The sequence below is a fragment of the Fibrella aestuarina BUZ 2 genome (assembly GCF_000331105.1).
Classification (GTDB): Bacteria; Bacteroidota; Bacteroidia; order Cytophagales; family Spirosomataceae; genus Fibrella; species Fibrella aestuarina.
The window spans coordinates 4,324,190-4,349,707 of record NC_020054.1; the positions used below are offsets into that span (position 1 = coordinate 4,324,190).

Annotated in this window: 21 protein-coding genes; 9 read left to right on the forward strand and 12 right to left on the reverse strand. The window is 57.1% G+C overall.

Annotated elements, in window-relative coordinates; genetic code table 11:
• Window positions 1-191 precede the first annotated feature (191 nt).
• From FAES_RS17690 to FAES_RS17730, 6 genes are all read left to right on the forward strand, one after another.
• Complete coding sequence (locus FAES_RS17690; RefSeq protein ID WP_015332602.1) at window positions 192-1,490, forward strand: glycoside hydrolase family 1 protein; 1,299 nt, start codon at window positions 192-194, stop codon at window positions 1,488-1,490.
• Window positions 1,477-3,672: a malto-oligosyltrehalose trehalohydrolase gene (gene treZ / locus FAES_RS17695; RefSeq protein ID WP_229364499.1), complete on the forward strand. Its 2,196-nt coding sequence runs from the start codon at window positions 1,477-1,479 to the stop codon at window positions 3,670-3,672. Before FAES_RS17690 ends, treZ begins: the two co-directional genes overlap by 14 nt.
• A gap of 1,602 nt (window positions 3,673-5,274) precedes the next feature.
• Complete coding sequence (locus FAES_RS29125) at window positions 5,275-5,631, forward strand: hypothetical protein (RefSeq protein ID WP_015332605.1); 357 nt, start codon at window positions 5,275-5,277, stop codon at window positions 5,629-5,631.
• Between the two features lie 76 nt (window positions 5,632-5,707).
• Complete coding sequence (locus FAES_RS17720; protein ID WP_015332606.1) at window positions 5,708-6,571, forward strand: manganese catalase family protein; 864 nt, start codon at window positions 5,708-5,710, stop codon at window positions 6,569-6,571.
• A gap of 234 nt (window positions 6,572-6,805) precedes the next feature.
• Window positions 6,806-7,699 carry a histidine kinase dimerization/phospho-acceptor domain-containing protein gene (locus FAES_RS17725; RefSeq protein WP_158408791.1) on the forward strand — a complete coding sequence of 298 codons (894 nt, stop codon included), beginning with the start codon at window positions 6,806-6,808 and terminating at the stop codon, window positions 7,697-7,699.
• A gap of 58 nt (window positions 7,700-7,757) precedes the next feature.
• Complete coding sequence (locus tag FAES_RS17730; RefSeq protein ID WP_051054198.1) at window positions 7,758-8,561, forward strand: LytTR family transcriptional regulator DNA-binding domain-containing protein; 804 nt, start codon at window positions 7,758-7,760, stop codon at window positions 8,559-8,561.
• On the opposite strand, the gene FAES_RS17735 is transcribed toward FAES_RS17730, so the two are convergent.
• From FAES_RS17735 to FAES_RS17765, 7 genes are all read right to left on the reverse strand, one after another.
• Window positions 8,558-9,046, reverse strand: a complete 489-nt coding sequence (locus FAES_RS17735; RefSeq protein WP_041258063.1) for a response regulator — start codon at window positions 9,044-9,046, stop codon at window positions 8,558-8,560. The two genes, FAES_RS17730 and FAES_RS17735, sit on opposite strands and share 4 nt — an antisense overlap.
• Window positions 9,047-9,332: 286 nt before the next feature.
• The gene (locus FAES_RS17740; RefSeq protein ID WP_015332610.1) at window positions 9,333-11,570 is read right to left on the reverse strand and encodes a peptidase domain-containing ABC transporter; all 2,238 of its coding nucleotides are present in this window, start codon (window positions 11,568-11,570) and stop codon (window positions 9,333-9,335) included.
• The gene (locus tag FAES_RS17745) at window positions 11,567-12,757 is read right to left on the reverse strand and encodes an HlyD family secretion protein (RefSeq protein ID WP_041258064.1); all 1,191 of its coding nucleotides are present in this window, start codon (window positions 12,755-12,757) and stop codon (window positions 11,567-11,569) included. Before FAES_RS17745 ends, FAES_RS17740 begins: the two co-directional genes overlap by 4 nt.
• A gap of 301 nt (window positions 12,758-13,058) precedes the next feature.
• Window positions 13,059-13,298 carry a hypothetical protein gene (locus FAES_RS17750; RefSeq protein WP_015332612.1) on the reverse strand — a complete coding sequence of 80 codons (240 nt, stop codon included), beginning with the start codon at window positions 13,296-13,298 and terminating at the stop codon, window positions 13,059-13,061.
• A gap of 133 nt (window positions 13,299-13,431) precedes the next feature.
• On the reverse strand, window positions 13,432-13,671 hold the full coding sequence (locus FAES_RS17755) for a hypothetical protein (protein ID WP_015332613.1): 240 nt from the start codon (window positions 13,669-13,671) through the stop codon (window positions 13,432-13,434).
• Window positions 13,672-13,811: 140 nt separating this feature from the next.
• Window positions 13,812-14,051 carry a hypothetical protein gene (locus tag FAES_RS17760; RefSeq protein WP_015332614.1) on the reverse strand — a complete coding sequence of 80 codons (240 nt, stop codon included), beginning with the start codon at window positions 14,049-14,051 and terminating at the stop codon, window positions 13,812-13,814.
• Between the two features lie 133 nt (window positions 14,052-14,184).
• Complete coding sequence (locus tag FAES_RS17765; RefSeq protein WP_015332615.1) at window positions 14,185-14,424, reverse strand: hypothetical protein; 240 nt, start codon at window positions 14,422-14,424, stop codon at window positions 14,185-14,187.
• Between the two features lie 367 nt (window positions 14,425-14,791).
• On the opposite strand from FAES_RS17765, the gene FAES_RS17770 reads away from it, so the two are divergent.
• The gene (locus tag FAES_RS17770; protein ID WP_015332616.1) at window positions 14,792-15,067 is read left to right on the forward strand and encodes a helix-turn-helix domain-containing protein; all 276 of its coding nucleotides are present in this window, start codon (window positions 14,792-14,794) and stop codon (window positions 15,065-15,067) included.
• Between the two features lie 108 nt (window positions 15,068-15,175).
• On the opposite strand, the gene FAES_RS17775 is transcribed toward FAES_RS17770, so the two are convergent.
• Both FAES_RS17775 and porW read right to left on the reverse strand, forming a co-directional pair.
• Window positions 15,176-17,527, reverse strand: coding sequence for a penicillin-binding protein 1A (locus FAES_RS17775; RefSeq protein WP_015332617.1), 2,352 nt, complete (start codon window positions 17,525-17,527; stop codon window positions 15,176-15,178).
• A gap of 148 nt (window positions 17,528-17,675) precedes the next feature.
• Entirely contained in the window at window positions 17,676-19,949 is a 2,274-nt protein-coding gene (gene porW / locus FAES_RS17780; protein ID WP_015332618.1) for a type IX secretion system periplasmic lipoprotein PorW/SprE, read from the reverse strand.
• 190 nt (window positions 19,950-20,139) lie between these two features.
• Between porW and FAES_RS17785 the strand changes: the two genes are divergently transcribed.
• Entirely contained in the window at window positions 20,140-20,385 is a 246-nt protein-coding gene (locus tag FAES_RS17785; protein WP_015332619.1) for an AtpZ/AtpI family protein, read from the forward strand.
• Between the two features lie 94 nt (window positions 20,386-20,479).
• On the opposite strand, the gene FAES_RS17790 is transcribed toward FAES_RS17785, so the two are convergent.
• A complete protein-coding gene (locus tag FAES_RS17790; RefSeq protein WP_015332620.1) occupies window positions 20,480-21,853 on the reverse strand; it encodes a vanadium-dependent haloperoxidase in 1,374 nt (457 codons plus the stop codon).
• A 178-nt stretch (window positions 21,854-22,031) separates the two neighbouring features.
• On the reverse strand, window positions 22,032-23,324 hold the full coding sequence (locus FAES_RS17795) for a TlpA family protein disulfide reductase (RefSeq protein ID WP_015332621.1): 1,293 nt from the start codon (window positions 23,322-23,324) through the stop codon (window positions 22,032-22,034).
• A 553-nt stretch (window positions 23,325-23,877) separates the two neighbouring features.
• Between FAES_RS17795 and FAES_RS29130 the strand changes: the two genes are divergently transcribed.
• Window positions 23,878-24,678 (forward strand): hypothetical protein, encoded by an 801-nt coding sequence (locus FAES_RS29130; protein WP_051054199.1) that lies wholly within the window; start codon window positions 23,878-23,880, stop codon window positions 24,676-24,678.
• Between the two features lie 2 nt (window positions 24,679-24,680).
• Here FAES_RS29130 and FAES_RS17805 read toward each other — a convergent pair whose 3' ends face one another.
• Complete coding sequence (locus FAES_RS17805; RefSeq protein WP_015332623.1) at window positions 24,681-25,430, reverse strand: fatty acid desaturase; 750 nt, start codon at window positions 25,428-25,430, stop codon at window positions 24,681-24,683.
• Between the last annotated feature and the right edge of the window lie 88 nt (window positions 25,431-25,518).

The following is a 25,518-nucleotide window of genomic DNA, read 5'->3' on the forward strand; positions in this document are numbered from 1 at the left end:
GAACCGCCACGACCAGCCGATTGAGGCCGCTGCCTCACTCTATAAGGCCATTTTGGGCTATAAACCGGCTTTTCCGGTTATACTAACCTATGCCTATCCATTTAATAGGCTATCATTCTTTCCTGACAACAAGGTAAGAGCGTTCGTTGCAACAAGCTGTTGCAGCGGGCCAGACGATTCGCGTTGCTACTATGCTTTATCAGAAACTACCCGCTTCACCCGGACGAGCCCCCGTGGCCGGTTGGGGCGGCATTGAGTGCACCGTCAATCGCGTCGGTGATCGGTATTACGATCAACTCCGGCGTACAGGACACCACACCCGGCTGACTGATTTGGATCGAATCGCCGCCTTAGGGCTGAAAACGGTTCGCTATCCCATCTTGTGGGAGCGCACAGCCCCCGAAAACCCGACTCAGCCCGACTGGCGATGGCCCGACGAACGGCTAACGTACCTGCGCCGGTTGAGCATCCGGCCCATCGTGGGGCTGGTACATCATGGCTGCGGCCCCCGCTACGCGACTTTCGATCAGCCCCCGTTTGAGTGGGAACTGGCCCGGTATGCCCGCCGGGTTGCCGAGCGCTACCCCTGGGTCGACGCGTATACACCCATCAACGAGCCCCTTACAACGGCCCGCTTTTCGGGGCTGTACGGCCTCTGGTACCCGCATGCGCAGTCGGATCGGTGCTTTGTCGAGTTGCTCCTTCGGCAGTGCCGGGCCACGGTGCGGGCGATGCAGGCGATCCAGCAGGTACGTCCCGATGCGCAGTTGATCCAAACCGATGATCTGGGCTATACCCACAGTATGCCCTCGTTTCAGTACCAGGCCGATTTCGAGAACGAACGGCGGTGGCTGGGCTGGGACCTGCTCAGCGGACGGGTCACGCCCACGCACCCCCTCTGGACGTACCTGCGCGCCTCGGGTGCCTCGGAGGCTGATCTGGGCTTTCACCTCGACAACCCCTGCCCGCCTTCGCTGCTGGGCGTGAACCACTACGTGACGAGCGAACGGTTTCTGTTCGATGACCCCCAGCAGCCCGGCCACTACCAGGATACGGAAGTGGTGCGCGGCGCACCAGCCCGCCGCCTCGGGTTGGGTGCGCTCCTCAAACAGGCCTGGGACCGGTATGAACTGCCCATCGCGGTGACGGAGGCCCATCTGGGCTGCACCGTCGACGAGCAGATGCGGTGGCTGGGTCAGGTCTGGCAGCAGGCGCAATGGGCCCGGGCGCAGGGGGCCGACATTCGAGCCGTGACAGCCTGGGCGCTGTTTGGCATGTATGACTGGCACTGCCTGCTCACCCGCCCGGAAAATTGCTACGAGCCCGGCGTTTTCACTCTTCAGAAGGGGCAGCCCCGCGCTACGGCCCTTACCCATATGGTGCAGCAGCTGGCAGCGGGCATAGCCGTCAACGACCTCATGCCCGATGGCCCCGGCTGGTGGCAGGACACGACCGCGCCGCAAGACCTTATCAACTATGAGATTCACTGATTTTACCCAACCCGCTCCGTACCGAACAACCGACTGGCCACGTTCCCTGCAGGTCAGCCATCGTCAGTTGGGCGTTACCTTTCCAGTCCCCGGCCAGGCCAACGTGCTGGTTTGGGCACCGCTGGCCGACGACGTAGCCCTCTGGCTACCCGCCGAGGCGGCACTACTACCCCTGACGAAAGACCTGTTCGGCTACTGGCAGCTGACCACCGACCAACTCGCCCCCGGCGACCTGTATGCCTTTGTGCTGAACGGCCAGCACCCCGCCGAGTCTGACTCTCCGGCACCCGACCCGACAGACCGCGACCCGGCTGAACGCAGCCCGGCTGAACGCAGCCCGACTGAACGCAGCCCGACTGAACGCAGCCCGACTGAACGCAGCCCGACTGAACGCAGCCCGACTGAACGCAGCCCGACTGAACGCAGCCCGACTGAACGCAGCCCGACTGAACGCAGCCCGACTGAACGCAGCCCGACTGAACGCAGCCCGATACCAATGCTGCCTGACCCAGCCTCGCTATCGCAGCCCGAAGGCGTGCATGGCCTCTCGCGGGCCGTCGACACGGGTACGTTTCCCTGGGAAGACACGGGCTGGGTCAACCCGCCGCTAGCGCAGTACCTGCTCTATGAACTGCATACAGGTACGTTCACACCGGAGGGCACCTTTGCGGGCATCGAAGAAAAACTCGACTACCTCAAAGCACTCGGTGTCAATGCCATCGAGATCATGCCCATTGCCGAGTTTCCCGGCGATCGCAACTGGGGGTACGACGGGGTGAACCTGTTTGCGGCCCACCATGCTTACGGCGGCGCCACGGCCCTGCAACACCTGGTCGATGCCTGCCATTTCCGGGGTATCGCGGTGGTGCTCGACGTCGTCTACAACCACTTCGGGCCGGAAGGCAATTACCTCAGCCAGTTTGGCCCCTACCTGACCGATCAGTACAACACGCCCTGGGGCAAAGCCGTCAATTACGACGATGCCTGGTGCGATGGCGTGCGGCGGTACGTGATCGAAAACGCGCTGATGTGGCTGCGCGACTTCCACGTCGACGCCCTGCGGCTCGATGCCGTTCACGCTATCAAAGACTTCAGCCCCATCCATATCCTGCGCGAACTGCGGCAGCGGGTCGATGAGCTGTCGGCCCAAACCGGACGTACCTACTACCTTATCGTGGAAAGCGACCTCAACGACCCGCGGGTGATCAACCCGCTGACCGAGCATGGCTACGGCATGGATGCGCAGTGGGTCGATGAGTTTCACCACGCCCTGCGCGTCTCGGTGGGCGAAGAGCCGGCCGGCTACTACGCTGATTATGAGCGGGTCTATCACCTCTCGAAGTCGTACATCGATGCTTATGCCTACGACGGGCAGTTTTCGCAGGTACGTCAGAAACGCTTTGGCCTGAAGGTGGAGCGCCATCCGGGGCATCAGTTCATTGTGTTCTCGCAAAACCACGATCAGGTGGGCAACCGGAAGGGCGGCGAACGCTCGTGCCACCTCTACAGTTTCGAGATGCTGAAACTGATGGCCGGGGCCGTGCTGGTGAGCCCGTTTATCCCGATGCTGTTCATGGGGGAAGAATGGGCCGAAACCAACCCGTTCTTTTACTTCGTTCACCACTCCGACCCGGCGCTGATCGCGTCGGTGCGGGCGGGGCGGCAGGCGGAGTTTGCCGCCTTTTATGAGGATGGCAACATGCCCGACCCGCAACGGAAACAAACCTTCCGGCAGACCAAATTACAGTGGCACCTGCCGACCGAACAGCCCCACCAAACGCTGCTCCGGTACTATCAGACCCTGATTACGCTCCGAAAGCAGCTCCCGGCCCTCTACAACCTGAACCGCCAGACCCTGCGTGTCTTTCCCGACGAGGAAGCCCATACGCTGGTGCTGCACCGCTGGCATCAGGATCAGCACCTGCTGTGTCTAATGAATTTTACGACCGAAACGCGTACCGTTCAGCTCCCCGACCTGCCGGGCGACTGGACCAAACTGCTCGACTCCGCCGATCAGGCATGGCTCGGCCCCGAGGGCGACTCGCCGACGCCGGATCAGTGCACAGGTAACGCCTCGGTCTATCTGCATCCCGAATCCATCGTGCTCTATGCGCAGGGCCACGAAAGCTACCGCGTTACGCTGCCGCCCCCCATTCCGGAGCGGCTCTTCATACCGCACTAACTCTCTTTTCACTAACCACAATACCCGATCATGACCCAGAAAATTGGCCCGCAACTGCTGAAACAGCTTACCAAACGCTACGAGCCCAACCACCTGGTCCGGTTCAAATTTGGCCGCTACGACGTGGCCACTAAAACCGACGAGGAAGGCTATCCGCGGCTGCTCTACCTGGGCACCGCCAATGAAGAAGGCACCATCAAAGGCGATCATTTCAGCCGTCGGCTGGTCAAAGATGAGCACGGAGCCGTAGTAAAAGACCACTGGGATTATAAGGGAAAGGTCTGACTGTCCCTCACTACGGGCAATGTAGCGTGTCAGTAGCCAAAACACCCCAAGCCGGAGGCGGTTATCAACCTCCGGCTTGGGGTGTTTTGGCTCAAAATTGCGTTGTTTAGGGCGTGGTAGCGTTTTGGGAAGCTGAGCACTGGCGTTGTTCAGATGGCCGATAAGGTATCTGGCGACGTTTTGCGCGCCCTCCCGGGCGGCTTTTTCATCACCTTTGGTGGGTGCCTGCACATGGAAGATGTGGTTCAGGTACAGCACGTGCAGCATCCGTTTACGGGGTTCCCAGAGAGCTTTGTCGCCCACGTTGTTGACGGCTACGCCTGTTGGCGTATTGTCGGCGGGCGCGACCAGGTGCGCCGTTGCGGGCGTGTTGTTCTGCGACAGGTTGGTCGAGGTATCGTTCAGCGCCGACGCATCGACGCCTTTGCCGGATAGCCCGTCGGCAGGCCGCTCAGCCGCTGTACCCTGGGGTTTGGGGCCGTGATACGCCCCCATCTTTACGCCGGGCGTTATCGTATTCGAGTCGAGGCGGGCGGCTTTACGGGGCTGAAACAGCGTATCGAACGCATATTCCGACTTGAACACCGACTCGTAGGGCGACGCTTCTTCAAAGTAAAGGCCTACCCGCTGCCCATCCCAGCGAACTTCGCAGCCGTTAGGCAGGTCATACTTTTCGAGTTTGACCGACTCATCGATGTTGAACAACGACTGCACGTACTCCAAAGGCAGGTAATTGCAGCGTTGATCATAATTGTAGTCGGTGCTGAGCAGCCACACGCCCGTCACCTCACGGGCCAGATCGGCATCGCCCGTGCCAGCGGCATCGTTAGCGCCATCTTCAGTAGGTTGATGGTCGCCCTGGAAACAGCCCGAGAGGCTGGTCAGGGTCGCCAAGAGGAGCATCGGCAAGAGACTTCGTTTCATCGTCTGGTTGGTTTGCGTTGTCGGGAGGGGGGCAACGTACCTGTCGCCGGGGAGGTCGTCAGGTACGTTGTTTTATGGTTTGCGCTGATAACCAGGCCCGGCCTACGCCGTCAAAAACAAGCCCGAATCGAATAAGGGAACGGTCCTGTGCCAGGCAGGGCGGGCCGTTGCCTCATGGGTGCTCTGGCGGCCAGCCCCGGTTCAACCGGCGTAGCTACGCCACCCGCCTTGCGGCTCCCGTCACCGATTGGGTATGGGCCGTCTGCTCGTTGCGTTGCCTGCCTGCGGAGCAAACAATGGGAGTCGGGTCCGTTGCCTCACTCGTGGCTACCGACCTCAGGCTCGGAGCCAGACGGGAGCGGTTAACAAGGCACGTTCAAACCAACACAACGTATGAAAACGACTGTCATGACGGTCCTGCTGCTACTTACCGTAGCGGCCGTGGGTGCCCAGGCCCAGACGACCAACTCAGGAAGTACCTCGTCGCAGAGGCCATCGCAATCAGGCCAATCCGGCAACTCAGGCTCAACCGGGCAAAGTAGTACGGGCAGTGGCTCCACCTACGGGACCGGCTCGGGAACCACGCGCCAGAGCGGCACTACCAACTCAGGTACGTATGGTAGCGGCTCAACATCGGGCAGCACCTCCGGGCAGGGAACGATGAACTCCGGGCGGAATGCCGAGCGCAAAAACGAAAAACGCAACCGGAGCGGCAGCACCACGGGCAGCAGCTCCATGACGAATCAGTAGCAGCCTACCCCCCGGCGGGGCGCCCGGCAGCCCCACACTTTTCGGACATTTCTCTTTTTAACCAACGACTCAACACATGTTTTATCACGATAAAAAGCTCCAGTACAAGGTGCGGGTTGATAAGCCCGACCCCCAATTCGCCCGTGCCCTGCAACAGGCCATCGGTGGCATCGAAGGCGAAATTCGGGTGTGCCTGCAATACCTTTTTCAGGCCTGGAACGCGCGGGGGCCGCAACGCTACCGCGATATGCTGCTTGATACGGGAACCGAAGAAATGGCCCACATCGAGATGCTCGCCACGGCGGTTTGTCTGAACCTCGAAGGGGCGTCGAGCAGCGTCATCGATACCATCGTCGGCAACGACCCGATCATGGAGAAAATCGTTGGCGGGGGCGATCCGCGCCACTTTCTGTCGGGCGGACTGGGGGCGCTGGCTTCCGATGCCAACGGTGTCCCCTTCAACGGCTCCTGGATCGTGAGTTCGGGCAACCTGGCTTCCGACATGTTCTCCAACGTTACGGCCGAAGCCACGGGCCGGGTGCTGGCCACGCGCCTCTACGAACTAACCGACGACGCCGGCATGAAAGACATGCTGTCGTTCCTGATCGCCCGCGATACCATGCACCAACAGCAGTGGCTGGCCGTGCTGGAAGAACTCGGGCATGGCGACATCCGGGGCGTCTTGCCCGTGCCCAACAGCTTTCCCCAAAGCCAGGAAGCGCAGGAGTTCAGCTATGCGTTTGTCAACACCAACATTGACCCACAGGAGCCATCGGCCGGGCAAGACCGCCGCTGGACCCAGGGGCCTTCACTGGATGGGCGTGGCACCTTCCAGGAGCAGAAAGCCCGCCCCTTTGGCGACACACCCCGGTTAGCCCCGCCCATTCCGCCCGGCCACGCGCAGGTCGAGCAGATGGAGCAGGCCAACCAGCAAGAGTAACGGCCCTTTCCTCTTTTCTACTCAACAGCAGGGACAACCCATCAGCCGACGGGTTGCCTTGCTGTTTTTGTGGTATCTACGCCCTTAGTCAAGGCAAGTAATAGGGTAACTCATACGAACTGCACGAATCAGTTAAAGACACATAAATTGGATTTGGTAACAAGTTTAAAACACGGGGGTTGTATAATGACTTACCGCTTAGCGACTAACTGCTTTCGTTCAAAACAGACCAGTATGTCCAGACAACAAGTGATCCCCGCCCCTCTAATCGGCCAAGAACACGGTTCCTCCGGCACGCCAACCTCGGAAGAGCATCCCATCGACCAACAGGCAACCACGCTCCAAGCGTTGCTCGACGAACGAACCGCCCAACTGGAAAAAGCCAACGAAGCGCTCGCCAGGGCTCAGGCAGACCTGCGCAGGGCCAACCGGCAAGGGGGGCAACAGGCGCTGTACCTGCAGGCCGTCCTCAACAATTCACCAGCGGCCATTGGCTACATAAAAGCCGTATTCGACAAGCCCGACCCCCTGGAAGGCGACCCCCTCCTGGATTCCATCATCGACTATCAGTTGGTGGCCCTCAACGACAAGTTTGCGGCCATCGTGGGCGAACCCGTCGGGCAGCTGGTTGGGCAGTCGGCTTCCCGGCTGGCCGGGCTGCTCTGGCAAGAGGTTACCTACGCTAACTTTTACCGCATCATTGCGGAAGACGTAGCCCTGTATGAAGAACGGGCGTATGACGAGGCCGGACAGCCGCGTTGGTGGAGCATCTCGGCAGCCAAACATGACGGCGGCGTGGTGCTGACCTACCTGGACGTTACCGAACTAAGGCAGACACAGTTGCAACGCGAAGCCCTGCGCCAACAGGCCGACGAGGCGATCCGGGTCACGGCGCAGCTGGCGGCCCTCCGGCAGCAACTCAACGACCGGGGCGCTTCCATGCGCGTTGCCTCGCACGATATCCGCAGCAGTATCGGGGTTGTGTCGGGAGCGACTCAACTGCTTAAATCCGCCGAGTCGGATGCCGATCGAGTACACCTGCTGGATATGATCAACCGAAACGTGGACGCCATGACGCACCTGCTGGCCGACCTGATCGATGCCTCGCCCATCGGTACTGATCGGTAACCATTACCTGACTGTTTATCGCTTACCAACCTCAACCACCTCTCAACGTTTTTCGCCCGTGCATGTCATCACCCCGCTGCTGAGCTACCCCATCCTGCTGGCTTACTTTAGTGGAGCCGACAACTACACCTGGGTGTATTTTCGAAACGGCAAACGGCAACTGCTGGCCAAGCCGCTGGTGTATTTCGAACAGCGGTTACCTGGCTTCATCCGCATTCATAAAACAGCCCTGGTTAATCCGGCGTTCGTGGTCGACGTTGAGCCGCCACCCCGGCCCAAGATGGCGGCCGCGATTCGGCTTCAGGACGGCACGATGCTACCCGTGAGCCGTCGGCGGTGGGCTAGCGTGCTGGCAACCTTGCAAACCGTGCGGTCCGGCTTCAGCGATACGTCATTGGACCTGACTCCGATGGGGGCTCCGGCGCTGTCGAACGCGATGCCTCCCATCCAGTTGCTGGCCATCCTGGAAGGTGATGCCCGGCTGCTGGCCGAGCACTGCCTGAACCAGCTGGGACTGGCCTATTGCCTGCAAACCGCTCAGGCGGGCGATGACCTGACTCAGGCCTTACGCCACGTACCCGACGACGAATGGCCCGCCCTGGTGCTCATCGACGCCCGAACTGATTGCGCCAATTGCCTGCGGAGTGTGGAAACGATCAAGGGGGATCCGCGCCTACGCATTATTCCGGTTGTCTGGCTCAACGGGCAGGACGATTGTTCCGATCAGGCGTATCAGCTGGATGTCAATTCGGTGGTGGCCGTGCCGGAGGAGCCGGACGCGTTTGTCCGCGTTCTGTCGCAACTGTTCAACTATTGGTTCTTTCTCGCCCAGTTTCCGGTCAGCAGCCGTACTTACGCCTAAAAGACGGAAATACGGTTGCTGGGCAGCGTTACAGTCTCCCACCAATAGGAACGGAGCTGATCGAAGTAGGCCTGCCACTCCGAGGTGCGGCTGGGCTTGACCAGGTACGATGAACACCCCCGCTGATAAGCTTCGACAATGTCTTCGCGGTGACCAGAATAACTAAACAGCACGACAGGGATCTTACTAATGTCGGCCGGTAGCCCCCGAATGTAGTCCAAAAGGTCCCAGCCATCCTGGCGGTCAGGCAGGTACAGGTCCAGCAACACCATTTTGGGGATGTCCCAGTCATTGCCCTGGCATTGGCTCAGGTACGAACGGGTCTCGTCGGCGTTCGTTGCCAAAATGGTTTTTACCTCTGGCATCGACCGGCGCAACTCGCTCTGGATGATAAAGCCGTGGTCGGGGTTATCTTCAACGACGAGCAGTTTGGCGTGGTTGAAATTCGCTCGGATAGTCGGGTCGATGTCGGTGCTTCGTTTCATCAGGTATCTCAAGTGGCCTGATGGTAAAACTAAAAGAAATACTATTTCTATAGAATAAATACTATTCATATTGAGCGATCGGCCTATCAGCCTATGCGGCGCTGGCCCGCCCGCAGATGGGTATTACTAAGGCTGGAACGCGGATGACGAGAATACTGAGACTAATCGCGGATGGTCGCTTATCTGGCGTTTAGGGTTTGCACCACAAGCCATTGAAAAGCCATAAAATCCACGTAGATCCGCCCCATCCCGTCATCCGCTTGCCATTCTGTTCCACCGATCAGCTTCAGACCAGTTCGGTTTGCTGCTGCCAGAACTGCGAATAAATCTTTCCGCTCTTGAGCAATTCGTTGTGTTTGCCTTCTTCCACCACGCGGCCCTGTTCCAGCACCACAATCTTGTCGGCTTTCCGGACGGTGCTCAGGCGGTGAGCAATGATGATGATCGTTTTACCCGCCTTTCGCAGTTGCTGCACCGTTTGCTGTACGTATTGCTCCGAGGCCGAGTCGAGCGCCGAGGTGGCCTCATCCAGAATCAGTACCTCGGGGTCGCGGTAGAGGGCGCGGGCAATGGCCAGTCGCTGTTTCTGCCCGCCCGATAGGGTGGCGCCGTTTTCGCCCAGGTACGTCTTGAAGCCGTTGGGCATGCGTTCGATGAAATCCGTAATGCCCAGGCTCCCGCAGATCGACAGGATACGCTCCATATCCGGGTCTTCTTCACCGATGGCGATATTTTCGACCACGTCACCGGCAAACAGATCGATCTTCTGCGGCACCACGCTCACCACCCGGCGCAGGCTGTCGCTGTGCAGGTGTTTGATATCGTACTCACCGATGAAAATGCTGCCCTCCTGAATAGGATACAGCCCCTGCACCAGCGACAGCATGGTCGACTTGCCCGAGCCACTTTCGCCCACCAGCGCCGTGATTTTACCCTTCGGCATCGTCAGCGTGAGGTTGTCGAAAACCGGCGCGCGCGACCCGTAGCGGAACGTAACGCCCTGAAACCGAATATCACCGACCATATCCGGGCGTAGCTGCACCTTGTTTTCGTTGGACTCGCGGTCGAGGTCCATGATCTCGAAGAGACGGTCGGCGGCAATCAGGGCTTCCTGAATGGGCCGGTTAGCACCAATGAGGCTGGCGGCGGGGCCCGTGAAATAGCCGATGAGCGCGTAGAACGACAGCAGTTCGCCCGGCGTGAGGTCGCCGCCCAAGACGTACCCAGCCCCGGCCCAGAGCAGGATGATCGTGAACAGGCGCGTCACAAACTCAGACGCATTACCGGCATAAATGCCCGCGCTACCCGTCTGGAAGATCGTTTGCAGCAGCATCACGAAGCGGTTTTCGGTTTTCTGGCTAGCAAACTGTTCCAGCCCAAACCGCTTGATGGTGGGCATGGCGTTGAGCGATTCCACTAGCTGCGCTTCCAGATCGGCCGAGTTTTCCATCAACTTACGCTGGTAGCGCTGATTGAACCGGTTCATGGCCCAATAAATCGCCGCGTAGAACGGCACCACCAGAATCAGGATCAGGGCCAGTTTCCAGTAGTAGGTAAACATCAGCCCGAACGAGAAAAAGACGATCAGCACGTTAACCAGCAGGCCCAGCCCCACCTCGTTGATGAACGTGCGGATCTTGACGGCGTCGTTGACCCGCGAAATCACCTCCCCTACCCGCATGGTGTCGAAAAACGACTGCGGCAGGGTCATCAGGTGTTTGTAATAGCCCAGAATGAGCGCGGCGTCGATGCGCTGCCCCGTTTTCAGGTTGAAGAAACTGCGGGTAGCATTGATAAAAATCTGCAAAAACAGCAGTAAAATCATCGTGATACTGAGCAGGTTGAGCAGATTCCGATTGCCGTTAACCAGCACGTTATCGACGATCTTCTGAATATAAATGGCCGATGAAAGCCCCAGGATGGTGTAGATCAGCGCCCCGAACAAGGCCTGCCCCATCACGGCGCGGTGCGGCTGCATGAGCCGCCAGAACCGCTGCAACACCGGCACTTTTTCGTTGCCGATCTTAAACGTTTCGTCGGGGATCAGCAGCACCAGCAGGCCCGTCCAGGCGGCTTTGAACTGCTCGGGCGTCAGGGTGTGCATCTGCCCGTCGGAGGGATCCATCACCGTCACGTGTTGCGGCGTGATGCGGTAGACTACTACGTAATGCTGCATGCGGCCGTCGAGCACGTTCACGTGGGCAATGGCCGGCAGCGGAATCTTCGATAGGCTTTCGTAGGTCGCCTTTACCCCTTTCGCCTGGAAATCGAGCTTTTGGGCGGCTTCCACCATCCCCAGCATGGTGGTGCCTTTCTGGTCGGTGGAGGCGATCTGCCGGATGCGGGCTACGGGCAACACCAGCCGGTAATACGACGCCACCGACGCCAGACAGGCCGCGCCGCAGTCGGTCAGGTCACGCTGCTTTACCCGCACGCGGGCGCCAAGGCTGCGCTCGGCCAGGCGGTCCTGGGTACGTTGCCATCGGGCTAACAAGCTGTTTTTGAGTTGGTTCAGTAGGCTCATGAGCGTGTTCCGCCCTCCTGCTGCGCCAATCGGTTAGACGGTGACGGTTTCGCCTGAATGGCCGGGTTCAGCCAGTCGTCGGCTTTGTCGTAGAGGAGTTGAAACAACGACCGGCGGGCCACCTGGAAGCGCGTTTGCACGGTCATCCCTTTTTTGAGCTGCCCCCGATAGCCGTTGCTCAGGCTCAGGTACGGCCGGTCGAGCTGGCAACGTACCTTGAATACCGGCTGGTTGTTGTTCATGGTGAAATCGTTGGCAATGTCGAGCACCTTGCCGGTGAGCAGCCCCCACTGGTTGTAATCGAAGGCATCGACTTGTAGGCGCACGACCTGCCCCGGTTGCAGCAGGCCAATGTCTTTGGAAGGCACATACGCTTCCACGATCAGCGTCGAGTCGGGCGAGACCACGGCCATGATGTCGCCAGGCTGCACGTAGCTGCCTGCATAGCGCCCCGCCAACTGGCTCGCCGTGCCGCCAATGGGTGCTTTCAGTACATACAGTTCCTGCTCCTCGGCGAGCTGCTTAGCTTCCGATTCGAGGTTGCTCAGGTCGCGGCGGCTCTGGGTGAGGTCGGTTTGCCAGTCGCTCCGTTGCTGTTCCACCAGGGTATTGTAGCGGGCCAACGCGGCTTTGTGGGCGTAGAGAGCATCTTCGTATTCGAGGCGGGCAATCACCTTCTGCGAGTACAACAGGCTCGCCGTCTGGTACTCGCGCTTGCGTTTTTCCTGTAGGTTCCAGCTTTCTTCCACCACCGACCGGAAGCGGGTGTACTCCTGCCGGTAGAGTGGAGCCGTCAAGCCCGCCACTTCCTTCCACGACCGGGTCGTAAGCTGGGTCAGGTCCTGCACAAACGCCTGTTTTTCGGCTAGTTGCTGATCGATCAGTTGTTGACGGGTGAGCAGTTGCTCCGAGCGGAGCCGAAACAGGGGCTGCCCTTTTTTCACCGTCTGCCACTCTTTCACCAGTACGGCTTCGATGACGGCCCCGGCGGTGGCTTTCACCTCACTCCGCTCCGAAATGGGGCGCACCAGGCCATTAGCCTGCACGGATACATCCACGTAGATAAACGGAAGGGCCAGCAGTGTGAGCAATACCGCTCCTAACACCGTGGTATAGATGAGCTGACTCCTGACGCTCACCGTCGGCAGGTACGTGACCAGACCGTGCGAAAAGTCGTTCTCGTTCATAGGGCGTTGAGTTGTTGGGGGCTGCACGTCATTAGGCTGCGCCGTCATTCGTAGTCATTTGCCTTTGGCGTCATTCATTGTAAAAACAACCAATGACGCGAAGCAGATGACTATGAATGACTACCGATGACCATTTATGACATGCATCATCTATTTTTTACGAAAAAAAAAGAAGCAGGGATGTCGCCCTCACTTGGAAACTGACGGAACGGATTCCTGTTTCCCGGGCTGCATACCTGCTTCCTACTTGTTACTCAATGGGTTTTATGGGCAACCCGACCCCACGGCTGTACGCGTACGCTTACCGGCTAAAATTAAAGTTGAAGCTGGTCGTCGAGCTGGTGCCCGTGTTTGTGGTGTTCCCGCTAAAGGCGAGGTAATTCCCGTTCAACAGCTCATTCCCGTTTATATCGACCAGATCCGTGACGATGATCGACCCGATGTTGCCGAGGCTAGTCGTATCACCACCCCCGTGGTTGTTCATCAGGTCGGCAGTTGATAGTTCTTCGAGGCCCAGTTGGGCCAGTTCAAGCGTTTTCATAACTGTATGGCGTTAAGGGCAGTCGCTGGTAGTCAGGTTCGTTACCACGATTCATGACTATGGAAAACGAAACCCGACTACCAAACCACCACCACTGTGATGAATTGACGTTGACGATTCACGTTGGCTTTATTTACCGGCTCGATGAGAAGCCGAGCAGCGTGGTCAGGTTGTTGACGAGGCTCGTGTCGTTCCCGCTGAACAGCGCGTTGTCGCCGTTGAACAGGCTATTCCCACTTACATCCACCAGATCACCGACGGCAATGCTGCCGATGTTGAGGATGCTGGTGGTATCGCCACCACCATGGTTATTCATCAGATCGACTGTTGATAGTTCTTCGAGACCCAGTTGGGTTAGTTCGAGCGTTTTCATAATCGTAAGGAGTTATGGGTAGCTGCCGGTAGCCCGGTTTCGCCGGTGCAACTGTTGACCGAGCACTTGAAACCAGACTAGCCGACGCCACCACTACTGAAACAAATGGATAAACGGGACTCAGGCAACGTACCTGACGCTTAGCGGCTGGTTACGAAGCTCAGCAGGGTCGACAGACTCGTCGATGTGTTGGTTGAGTTCCCGCTGAAGAGCGCGGTATCGCCGTTGAACAGGCTGTTGCCACTTACGTCCAGAAAGTCGGCGGCTATGATCGAGCCAATGTTACCAATGCTGGTGGTATCGCCACCGCCCTGGTTAGTCATCATGTCGGCTGTTGATAATTCTTCGAGGCCAAGCTGGGCCAGTTCGAGCGTTTTCATAACAGAAAGAAGTTTACGGATCGTCACCGGAGTCGGTCTTCGTGGATAGAAGATAAGACTAGTTCGACGGAGACCGACTACCCGATGACCTCCTGTGACAATGATTGATTAGGCCGAGACACGGATTTACCGATTAGCGATTCGACACAAAATTGAGCAGGGTCGTCAGGTCAGTGACCGTGCTGGTTGAGTTCCCACTGAACAGGGCGGAGTCGCCGTTAAACAGGCTGTTGCCGCTCACGTCGATCAGGTCACCGATGGCAATGCCACCGATATTACCGATGCTGGTGCTGTCGCCGCCCCCGTGGTTGTTCATCATGTCTGTAGTTGAGAGTTCTTCGAGGCCCAGTTGGGCTAGTTCGAGCGTTTTCATAACAATTGATCGTTGACTATATACTTGCCTACTCGATTCGCTTTTCGGCTGCCGCGGGGCGCCCGACCGTCCGACTGGCTGACTTAATTACTGTGCCCGCCGTGGTGCCGTTTGCCTGTGACAAAGGTGGGGGGTTCATGCGCCCGGCCCGATAACGAGCGTTTATAGCTTCATAGCGCTCAGTTATAAGTTTATAACCGGCCATTGGCGGGGCCACTCAATAATTCTGCGTGAGAGCGGCAATCCGAACGCCCGTTGGCTTCCGTATACACTACACGATTAAGCCAATAGATTAACCTGTTATAACTGTCTGCTATGTACCGACGCTCTACATTTCCGTTTTTGTTATACCCTAAATCGTTGAACTATGCAGATGCTATCGGAAAAGCTTCGTCGGCTTCGTCAATTATTCGGCTATTCGCAGGAATACATTGCGTTTAATATCGGTATGACCCAACCTGCTTATTGCAAATGGGAAAGTGGACAAACACAGCCTTCGCTCACCAAACTACAGGAGCTGGCTGGCCTTTATCAACTAACAATTGGTGAATTACTCAACGAAAACGACATCGCACTGATCCAGAAACTGCTGGCCGATAGCCATTTTGCCGAGCGCCTGCTAGGCCGCGGCGGCGTCAGTTAGACTTACAGGAGAAAGGAATAAAGGGAGGATGAAGGAAAGGGAGCTGGCGCGTCAGCAATAACGAGGCGCCAGCTCCCTTTCCTTCATCTTCCCTTTATTCCTTTCTCCCTAATTCAGAATTTCTTCTTCTTCGGCGGGAGCCATTTTGGGCGGTATGTAACGTTGCGACGAATCGATGTAATAGCCGCCACAGTCAACTTTGTAGCCGTCAGGTTTCAGGAACGGGCTCGGTTTGTACTTGGCCAGGGTTTTGTCGGCGTATACTTTTTGCATATACATACCCCAGGCTGGCATCGCGAGCCGCGCCCCCTGCCCAAACTCGATGTTCTTAAAGTGAATCGACCGTTCGTCGCCACCCACCCACAGGCCCGAGACCAGATTCTGGGTGATGCCCATAAACCAACCATCCGAATAGCTCGAGGTGGTACCCGTCTTGGCCGCAATCTGATTGCCGTTTTCCAATAGCTTGTACTGGGTGCGCAGGCGACCGGCCGTACCGTTGGGGTCTTCGGCGGCACCGCGCATCAGGTAGAGCATGTCGTAGGCTTTCTGGGCGCTGATCACCTGTACGGCGTTGAGCGTAAAGCGCACCAGTTCGTTGTCGTTCTTATCGGTGATGCGGTAGATGGTCATGGGCTGCACCCGGTGGCCGCTGTTGGCAAACGAGCAATAGGCCGCCACCATCTCAATCACCGACACGTCGGCCGTGCCGAGGCAAAGCGTGGGGTTGGCCGGAAACCCGGTGGTGTCGATACCCAGCGCCGCCGCCGTGCGGAGTACGGGACCCGGCTTGGTTTTTTTGATCAGTTGTGCCGATACGCTGTTGACCGACTGCCCCAGGGCCTCACGCAACGAGAGGGCCCGGTAGCTGTAGCGGCCCGTCGAGTTTTTGGGTTGCCAGGGCGGCCCGCCGTTGCCGTCTTCACCGTGGGCGAACACCACGGGCTGATCGGTGATGCGGTCGCAGGTCGTGAAGTAATTGTTGTTGAGCGCGGTGAGGTACACAAACGGCTTGAACGTAGAGCCCGGCTGACGTCTGCCCTGCGCCACGTGGTCGAATTTCATGTACTTGAAGTTGACGCCCCCAACCCACGCCCGAACGTACCCGGTGGTCGGGTCCATCGACACGAAACCGGTGTGCAACAGCCGCTTGTAGTACTTCAGCGAGTCGATGGTGCTCATGGTGGTGTCTTTTTCCATCCGCCGGTTGGTGTAGGTAAACACCTTCATCTTCACGGGCTTGTTCAGCTCGCGCCAAATGGTTTTCTTATCGTCGCCATACACCGCTTTGAGCAGTTTGTAGCGGGTCGTGCGCTTCACCGAGTTTTCGATGAAATTGGGCATCTCCTGCCACTGATTGCGGGCATTGCGGAACACCCAGGGGTTGCGGCCGCGCCACTGCTCGTAGAATTTCTTTTGCTGATCGCGAATGTTGGTCATCACGGCCTCTTCGGCGGCCTTCTGCATGCGCGAGTCGATGGTCGAGAAGATTTTCAGGCCGCTGGTGTAGAGATTCAGGTCGGTGCCGTTCTCCTTGTTATACTGTTTAAGCCAGCTTTTCAGAAAATCCTTGATGTAAGCGCAGAAGTAGGGCGCCTTGTTGGTGTTCTGGTTTTCAATGTTGAAATCGAGCTTCACCGGCCTGATCTTGTAGGTCACGTACTGGTCGGCCGTCAGAAACTTGTATTTTTTCATCTGGCTCAGCACCACGTTGCGCCGGTCGCGGGCGCGGTCTTCAAACACGCGCGGATCAAACAACGACGGATTTTTGAGCATCCCAACCAGCAACGCGCTCTCATCCACCGATAGTTGCCAGGGCTCTTTATCGAAATACGTTTTGGCGGCGGTCCGGATGCCGTACGTGTTGTTGCCAAACGACACCGTGTTGAGGTACATCATGATGATCTCCTGCTTGGTGTAGTTGCGTTCGAGGCGCACGGCCAGAATCCACTCTTTGGTTTTGGCGATGACGAGCCGAATCACCGGCACTTTGCCCAACGCCCCTTCGTAGACTTCCTCACGGGTATTGAAGAGATTTTTGGCGGTTTGCTGCGTCAGGGTACTGCCCCCACCCGTACTCGCCGTATTCTGAAACGTGACGATCCCTGCCAGTGCCCGGGCAATCGAGCGGGCGTCGATGCCGGAGTGCTTCATAAACCGGGCGTCTTCGGTGGCCAGCAGGGCCGAAATCACGTTGGGGGATACCTGCGTAATCTCGACGGGCGTGCGGTTTTCGAGGTAAAACTTACCCATCTGCGGCCCGTCGTTGAAATAGATGGTCGAGGCTTCCTGGCTTTTGGGATTTTCCAGCGCTTTCAGGTCGGGCATACCGCCGAAGAGCCAGAGGAAATCGACCGACACGGCCAGTACATACAGAATCAGGGCGACGAGGCCGAACAGGAAAACTTTCCAGATGCGAACAATGGTGGTGCGGTAAGGCCCGGAGGCAAATTCGATCATAAACACTATGGGTGTTAGTCTGGATAGTCCGGTCAGCAAAATAGTCCAAAGTCTGGATAGTCGTTCTTGTAATAGGTGCGTAAGCAACGCCCAAACGACTGTCCAGACTTTGGACTATTCTGCTAACCGGACTATCCAGACTTCATATTTATTTCCGTTTCGCCGACAATTGCTCGGCGGCGACCTGGCGTTCTTTCACGTGGGAGAGCAGCGGACTGGTGGGATAATCGCGAACGAAGTCGCCCAGTGCCTGCCGGTAGGCGTCCACGCCCCGTACCTGGCCCAGCAAAATTATACGCAATAAGGCCATTTTGTCCATAATTTTTGACCCACCGAACGTACCCAGCGCCGCTTCGACCCGGGCCAGCGCCTCGGTGCTGTTGCCCGACTGGTACAACTGATACAGCGACGCGTAGGTCTGGCTGGCGGCAATTTCGTTCACGGGCCCTTTGCCAGCCCCGCTCGTGGGCCCGCTTGCCAGGGCCCCCGCCGGGCCCGATTCGGACAGCAGTTTGGCAAACGATGAGGTCGGGAATTCGGTCAGCAGTTTGTCGCGCCAGGGCGAGGGTTTGCCCGCCTGCTGCGGCAGGGCCTCGGTCGACAGGTGCATGAGGTAATAGGCCTCGGGGCGGTAGCTCGAGTTGGGGTAGCGGGTCAGCAGTTGGTCGAGCACGGCGATCGCCTGCGTGGGCTGCTCCAGCTGAAATTTGTACAGTTTCCCCTGCCGGAACAAGGCCGATTCGAGCTTGTCGTTCGAGGCCTGAAGCGCTTCTTTCGTAAAAGGCAGCTGGCCGTAGAGTTCATCTTTCTGCGCCTGACGCGGGTTCAGCGTATTTCTGGCAACGGGGTTGGTACCCGACTGGGGCAGCGGCGCGGCGGGGTTGGTGGCGTTGGCCGGATTGTTGCCATTCTGCGGGCTGCTGTCGCCCGCCAGGGCCGCCGTCGCATCTTTGTTCTGCCTGCGCCAGTTGTCTTCCAGCGGGCGGTTGCCCCAGATGCGCGTAAACTCCTGCCGCCCCTGCGCCAGCTGGTTGGGATTATAGAGCACCCAGCGCTGGTCGGGCGAGAGGTCGGAGTTGGTCGCCTGCGCCCCATCGAGGTTCACGCGGCCGGTGATCTGTTTCGCCAGTTCGGCGCGGGCTTCATCCTCTTTCTGGCGCTGGTCAATTACCTTATCCAGCAGGGCATCGAGCGCCGCCGGGTTCAGCTGCACCAGCCGTTGCAGGCTGTCTTCGGTGTCGATGGTGCGCTGATTCAGCACGAACTCATCGAGCGTTTTTTTGCGGGCGGCCAGCGCCGTATACTGGGCGTGGCCTGGTGGCAGCAACGACAGGGCACTGTCGTAGTAGGCCTGGGCTTTGGCAAAATTGCGTTTCTTATCGAAATAGATCGAGCCCATTTCCAGGTACGTCAGCGGCAACTGCACCGACCCGCTCCCCGCCGACCGAACGGCTTTACCGAACGTACCCAGCGCCTTGTCGTAGTTGCCCCGGCGCGCCTCGGCCCGGCCCATCGTGAAGTAAATCTTGTCTTTCAGATCGGAGTTTTTCCGGTCGTCGAGCATGTCGTCGAAGCGGCGGGCGTTGCGGGCATCGTCGCCTGGCGAATCGCCATCGGCCTGCATCAGGTAGATGTTGGCAAAAAACTCCTGATCGTAGTTAGGCCGCGAGGTCAGCACTTTCTGGAAGTGAGCCGTCGCTTCGGCGGACTTGCCGATGCTTTCGTACAACTGCCCGGCGATCAGGTGCAGCCGTGCTGTTTCTTCCGATTTGCTCAGGTACGGGAACGTGGCGTCCAGAATACCCGCCGCCAGCTGGGGCTGGCCGTTGCGCTGGTGCAGGTACGCTTTGGTGAGGTAAAATTCGCGCGTGTTGGCCTTGTTGAGCGGCTGGGTACGTAGGTATTCGGCTACGGTGAGGCCATTCTGGAAATCGCCCTGCTCGGTGTAGGCCCGCATCAGGTAGATCAGCGCTTCGTGCTTATCGTCGTCGTCGGTGCCTTTGGTGTTCACGTATTTAAACACCTCAATGGCGTTGGGCAGATCCTGCCGGTAGAGGCGCGTTTTACCGATCAGCACGTAGGCGTCGTCGACCCACCGGCTATTCTGGTGCCGCTCGGCCACCAGCGACGCTTTTTTGATGGCATCGTCGAGTTGCGCCCGCACCGGCTGAATGGCGATCGAATCCAGCGGCAGCAGGATGGGTAACGTTTCGTTGTAATTTTCTTTCCGGTTCCGGAACAGGTACCGTTCCACCTCGCTGATGTCGTCGCGGGCCATCACATAGGCGTTGAACCGGGCGGTGGTGTTGTGATAGGCTTTACTCATAGCCCCGTTGCTGTGTTGCGAGCACGACACGCTCAGGCCGGTCAGCAATGCCAGCAGGCCCAAAACGACAACGGGGTTCATTCGATTAATCTGCATTCGTCAGGACGTTCGTCGGGAAACTGAATTCGGTCGAAAACGGTAGAGCGGCTTCTTGAGTTTGACGTATACCGCTGGCTGGTCTGTTTAGCCAATCACAGCAATTAGTAAACCAATTTTAAAACGTTTATCGCTCACCCGAACGTATGATTGCGGCGTAATCGATGGGCGAATCTACCATTTTCCGACCATGAACCCGTCAGCCGACCCCAACAAGCCCGACCGCCCCGATGACGTTGACCGTCGACCCTCGGCCTATGCCCAATACAGCAGCATTGCGTTTCAGATGCTGGCCACCATCGGATTGGGCGTTTATGCCGGCATGAAACTCGACGACTGGCAAGGCAACAAAACGCCCGGCTGGACCATCGGCCTGTCGCTGGCGTCCATCTTCGCCTCTCTATACCTCTTCATACGAGGCCTGCCGAAGGGGTAATCTTCAGTTTGGCGTTTTCGGTTTCGAGCTTTCAGTTTGTCCAGCAGTGAACCTGCGTCAGCCAACTGGAAACTCGAAACTGAAAACACCAAACTCATTTCCGCCATGTGAGGGCGTTGATGTTGGTACCAATCTTTTTGCCTTCGGCCAGCCCCACCACGTTGTCCTGATTGGTATGGATGCCGCCCCAAAAGCGTGACTGCGCGGCTTCTTCGGCCGTCGACCAGAAGGAAGTAAATGAGCGCGATACGTAACTCACCCTGCGCGCCTGATCGCTTGGGCGGCCCCAGTGCGACGTGTCGGTGAAGCGGAACGATGGTCCGTAGAGCGCTTCCAGCACCATGGCCGTAGCGCCCGATTGCACCGAGTGGCCCGAATAGAACGCCGGGAAGGGCGGTTCGGGCCAGAACGAATTCCAGTTGGCGTCGATGTTGGCGCGGATGTAGGTGCCGGGGCGTTCGCAGTGGTAGGTGTACTTGGCTTTCCAGCAGTTGATGAACGCATCGGCCACGGCCATGCCCACGCGGGCGTAGGTCTCGGCGGTCTGATACAGATCAGCGTTGGCCGTGACCGCCACAATACCCGCCAGGCTGTAGGAGTGGCCCGGTGGCGAGAACGTCTCAGTGGGGTCGTCGGCCCACCAGCCCGCGATGTTGCGCTCCTCCTGACTCAGCGACCCGTTTTTCTGGTACACCGCCGCAAACTCCTTGTAGTAGTCTGACGAACGACTGGTACTGTAGGGCGTCATCGACGGGACAGATAACGTGCTGTTGGCCAGCGCAAACGTGCGGTTCTGGCCCCAGTGCGGATGCAGCGGCGCCGTTGTGAAGACCTGCGCCTGCCCCGATGCTGGTGGCACCCAGAAGCCACTGCCGCGCGGGAACACGTAGGTATTATCAAAATTTCGTTTGAACCCCTCGAAACCACCGTCCGTTTTCGACCAGGCAAAAATGGCTTCGGCCACCGCTTTGCCATACGCCACCGACCGATCCATAACGGCCGGATCAACCGTAGCGGCAAATTGCTGATTGATGGCCCGTTCGAGGGAGTCGATCCGGTTCATCCGGACGGCGTCGTTATAGCCGAAATCAAACATTCGTTTCAGGATCACGGCCTGCCCGGCGTTGAGCGCCAGTTCGTACTGGTAGGTTTTGCCGGCTTCGGGAACGGGCAGGTTCGTCAGCCCGACCAGTTGACCGGCCAGCGACCGATGCGTGGGGCTGCCGTTGACGACACATTCGTACATGGTCAGGCCGGCATAGCCCAGCGAACGCGACCCGTAGGTCGGGCTGTTACCCCCCAGCCGGTACATGGTTTGCAGGGTTAGTAGCCCCCATTTCACAGCCACATTCGTGCTGTTGGTGACGATGGGCGGCGGTCCCGGATCGGGATCAGAAATAGGATCGGGTTCGTGCTTGCAGCTTAGGCACAGCAACAGGAAGGCAAAGGCAAGTAGCGAATGTCGCATAGAGTTGAGCAGAGGAAGCGGAACGTGCCACAAAGACCCACCGAAACTACGATGCGTTGGATGATTGCCAAAGGAATTGATTGAGAGGTTTGCCTCTCGGGAAAGCCGTTGGTGAACGGCTTTGGTTTCGGACAGCCTCGTGCCACATGGCCATCCAGCTTGGAACCAGGTGCCTGTACTACTTCTGCGTTGTCAACAGCTTGTCAAATAACTGCCGCGTGGCGGGGTCACCGGGGCGGGACGCATCGGCTTGCAGTAGTTTGCCACCCCGCCCTAGCAGTACGTACCTGGGAATCGTTACGATCTTGAGCCGACGGGCAATCTCCGAATCGTATTCGTTGACAAGCAGGTAATTCTCGGCGTCAGCCAGCCCCACCTGGCGTAGTGCTCGTTTCCAGGCGGCCGGGTCTTTATCCAGGGAGACATACACAAAGCGGACACCGCGTTTGCTATAGTCGGCCTTTAACTGATGCGAACTGGGCATTTCGGCCCGACAGGGGCCGCACCAACTCGCCCAGAAGTCTACATACGTCAGGGGTTGCGTTAGCGAATCGGTCAGCGATTCCCAGTTCAACCCCTGCACATTCGATACCGACAAGAGTTGGTTGGTTCGGTTCGGGACCGTTCGGTCCCTGGCCAGCACATCCACTTTCGACGCCAACCCTTCCGACACGTAGCTTCGTAGAGCGGGATTGGCACTTAGCGCCATAAACTGATTGACCATCACGGCTAACGAATCGTGGCTGTCTTTAGACGCGATTGTCAGCAGGTCAAACAGGGCTATGTCGCGCGTCTGTCCGCTGAATCGGCTCACGCCCGTCTGGAACAACTGAAACACATCAGACTGAGCATCCGCCCGGCCTTTGCCAGCCAAGTAGGTCAGGTAATTCAGCGCAGCCGCCCGGTACTCAAACAGGTAGAAATGGTCGTCGTCTACGCGGAACCCAGCCTCAAGCGCCTCGGTTACGGCCGGTATAGCAGTTGGAGGTGGTACGGCCTGCTTCGACTGCCGCCAGGGCGAGAAGTAATTTCCCGTCAGTTCCTCGAACCGGGTATAATAAAAACTGGCCCTCAGGTAGGCGGCAAAAGCAGGCCGGATTGGATACTGGTCGGCCTGTTGCTTCAGAAAGCGCGTCCGCTGCTCATAGGCTTTCTCAATCTGGGCGACCCGATCCTGTTCGGTTTTTGCCGGGGCGCGCATACTCGCTTCGAAGCCTTCATAAGCCCCCAGCACCTGATTCATCTGAGCAAAGAAGTTCAGTTCCTTACTGCGAAGCGAGTCACCCGCTACAGACAGGCGCGTATTCCCCGCCTTATCCTTGGTGGCCTGAATGTGGTCGTCCGGATAAATGACAAAAGAAGTACTCTTCCCGTTGGGGTAGCCTGTCAGCTCATCTACACAGATAATTCGGACAGGATAAGGAGCAGTCAGGATAAATGACCCGCTTTTTCCTTTGTTGACTCTTGCCATGGGCACTGGCTCCCTGAAAAAATCGGTGTAGTAAAACTGGATCGGGCTTTTGGACCTCGTATTACTGACGGTCAAAACGGCCGAGTCGGCGCGGTTGGGCGGCTTTGGGAACAGCTGGGACTGCTTGTCTGGCTTCGACGCCGCCCCCATCAGCAATAGACTACAGAGGCCTGACATCAATACCGGCCTGGCAGACAAACGGAACGCGGTCAGCATAAAACGATTCGTGGTTTAGGAGAGGGGTACGGCCAAATTAACCGAAACAGACCAGACTGTCACCACAAAGATTCTGCTTACTCTATAGACAACGCTGACGTTGGTCTGAACACAGACCTATTGCTGCTATTTAGGTGCTCCATTCCTCATGCGTCGCGGAAACCACTGATCTTGTGCTGACAACGTACCTGAGGCCTATTGCTTCGCGACTGGGTACGTTCCCGCGCTTCGGCCAGTTTCCTATAAAATAGATCCAACTTGCTTTGATACTTATTTATCAATTGTATATAATTGTCTTTACAACTATCCGCCTAACCGCCAATATATTGGTATCTTGATGAAAGAATTGTTACAAACTATTTTTAAGACTACAGAAGATCGCCTTAAAAATCCTTTCATAGGAGCATTTACAACATCGTGGCTTGTTTTCAATTGGAATGCTATTCTATATCTATTATTTTCAAAAAAAGATATAGAGGAAAAGATTCGTTATATAGAAAATAACTTATCGCACGAGGGAACAGCAATATGGCTCCCTCTCCTTTCAGCATTTTTATACACTTTGCTCTTACCTTATTTAAATCTTTTGATCGATGAAGTTCTCAACTATTCTGTCGTGAGAAGTGAAAAAAATATAATACGGAAGAAGACAAACAATATTGAGAACCAAAAACTTCTTGCCATTGAAGAAATAAAGCTAGAAGATACTAAAACAGAGTATAGAGAGAAGAGGCAACAAAATAATTTAATTGAAGAGTTACAAAAAAAAGTGATACAGTATGAGGATGAAATCAAAACAAACAGAGATTCTTACAATCAGGCAACAGATGAATTCAGGAGCGTTCTACAAAAACTTGAAGAAGAGAAAGCGAATCTCTTAGTCAGTTATGAAAATCGACTTAATGATTTAAGTAAAGAGAAGGATTCTACAATTGAAGAGCTGCAAAAGACAATCAGCAGTTTTAGCAAAGAATCAAAAATCATTTATTCATTTAGCAATGGTCAAGACTTATATGAAAGTAAAGACGGCACTAGAACAATATATATCAACAAGAACAATCGTAGTGTTTACAGTGAAGAAGAATTTCAAGATTTTATAAAGGCTTACACATTAAACAAATACATCGAATCAATATAAATCTATAGACCGTTACTCTCCCGGGCTGCGGCCAGTTTCCACCAGGGCAGGTAAGGCTGATCGTGGTGCTCGAAATGGTAGCCGAAGAAATAGCACGACACAAACGCCCAAACGTGGTTGAGGCTCTGGCTGCGGGCGTTATGGGGCGGGTTTTCGTGGTCACCCCGGTGCGGCAGGTACGTGCCGAAGAAGAATAGTTGAAACGTGCTCAGAATAGCCGGGACCATCCAGTACAGAATCAGGTTCTCCATCGGAAACCAGATTTTCAGCACGTTGTAGGTTAGGGCCATCAGCAGCACCTGCCAGATGGTGACGTAACTGCGGGCAAAGGCCAGAAACCAGAGCAGGATGTTGGCGTTGCCGCGGTGAAAATCGGGGTCGTGGTCGGTGGCGGCGTGCTTGTGGTGCAGGTGGTGGCCCTTCGTCAGCTTCGCGTAGTTGTTGAACGCAAACAGCGTGGTGGCAACCCAGCCGATGGCGTCGTTGAGGCGGCGGTTGGTGGGCGCGACCACACCGTGAATCGCATCGTGCGCCGTGATGAACATGCCCGTGTACAGGTGCGTTTGCAGCAGCACCAGCAGGTACGTGAGCGGGTTCGTCCAGTCGATGGTATAGTTCAGCAGAAACGCCAGCAGCCCGAACCAGCCCACCAGAATCGTCAGACCGATGGCCACACCGCGGTACGGATTCGTCAGGTACCAGCGAGCCGAAGCGTCGTGTTGGGGGGCGGGATACAGTTGAGTCGTGGGCATAAGGGGCGGCTGAACAAAGGCCAGTCTGCCAGATAGGCTGGTCTAGTTCTCAACGGCGGCTTCACCCAAAATGTTCGCTACCTTTGCG

Bases quoted from the DNA above. Each gene is read 5' to 3' on its own strand.
- FAES_RS17690 (WP_015332602.1), top strand. From the start codon at position 192: ATGCTTTATCAGAAACTACCCGCTTCACCCGGACGAGCCCCCGTGGCC.
- treZ (WP_229364499.1), top strand. From the start codon at position 1,477: ATGAGATTCACTGATTTTACCCAACCCGCTCCGTACCGAACAACCGAC.
- FAES_RS29125 (WP_015332605.1), top strand. From the start codon at position 5,275: ATGAAAACGACTGTCATGACGGTCCTGCTGCTACTTACCGTAGCGGCC.
- FAES_RS17720 (WP_015332606.1), top strand. From the start codon at position 5,708: ATGTTTTATCACGATAAAAAGCTCCAGTACAAGGTGCGGGTTGATAAG.
- FAES_RS17725 (WP_158408791.1), top strand. From the start codon at position 6,806: ATGTCCAGACAACAAGTGATCCCCGCCCCTCTAATCGGCCAAGAACAC.
- FAES_RS17735 (WP_041258063.1), bottom strand. From the start codon at position 9,046: ATGAAACGAAGCACCGACATCGACCCGACTATCCGAGCGAATTTCAAC.
- FAES_RS17740 (WP_015332610.1), bottom strand. From the start codon at position 11,570: ATGAGCCTACTGAACCAACTCAAAAACAGCTTGTTAGCCCGATGGCAA.
- FAES_RS17745 (WP_041258064.1), bottom strand. From the start codon at position 12,757: ATGAACGAGAACGACTTTTCGCACGGTCTGGTCACGTACCTGCCGACG.
- FAES_RS17750 (WP_015332612.1), bottom strand. From the start codon at position 13,298: ATGAAAACGCTTGAACTGGCCCAACTGGGCCTCGAAGAACTATCAACT.
- FAES_RS17755 (WP_015332613.1), bottom strand. From the start codon at position 13,671: ATGAAAACGCTCGAACTAACCCAACTGGGTCTCGAAGAACTATCAACA.
- FAES_RS17760 (WP_015332614.1), bottom strand. From the start codon at position 14,051: ATGAAAACGCTCGAACTGGCCCAGCTTGGCCTCGAAGAATTATCAACA.
- FAES_RS17765 (WP_015332615.1), bottom strand. From the start codon at position 14,424: ATGAAAACGCTCGAACTAGCCCAACTGGGCCTCGAAGAACTCTCAACT.
- FAES_RS17770 (WP_015332616.1), top strand. From the start codon at position 14,792: ATGCAGATGCTATCGGAAAAGCTTCGTCGGCTTCGTCAATTATTCGGC.
- FAES_RS17775 (WP_015332617.1), bottom strand. From the start codon at position 17,527: ATGATCGAATTTGCCTCCGGGCCTTACCGCACCACCATTGTTCGCATC.
- porW (WP_015332618.1), bottom strand. From the start codon at position 19,949: ATGCAGATTAATCGAATGAACCCCGTTGTCGTTTTGGGCCTGCTGGCA.
- FAES_RS17785 (WP_015332619.1), top strand. From the start codon at position 20,140: ATGAACCCGTCAGCCGACCCCAACAAGCCCGACCGCCCCGATGACGTT.
- FAES_RS17790 (WP_015332620.1), bottom strand. From the start codon at position 21,853: ATGCGACATTCGCTACTTGCCTTTGCCTTCCTGTTGCTGTGCCTAAGC.
- FAES_RS17795 (WP_015332621.1), bottom strand. From the start codon at position 23,324: ATGGCAAGAGTCAACAAAGGAAAAAGCGGGTCATTTATCCTGACTGCT.
- FAES_RS29130 (WP_051054199.1), top strand. From the start codon at position 23,878: ATGAAAGAATTGTTACAAACTATTTTTAAGACTACAGAAGATCGCCTT.
- FAES_RS17805 (WP_015332623.1), bottom strand. From the start codon at position 25,430: ATGCCCACGACTCAACTGTATCCCGCCCCCCAACACGACGCTTCGGCT.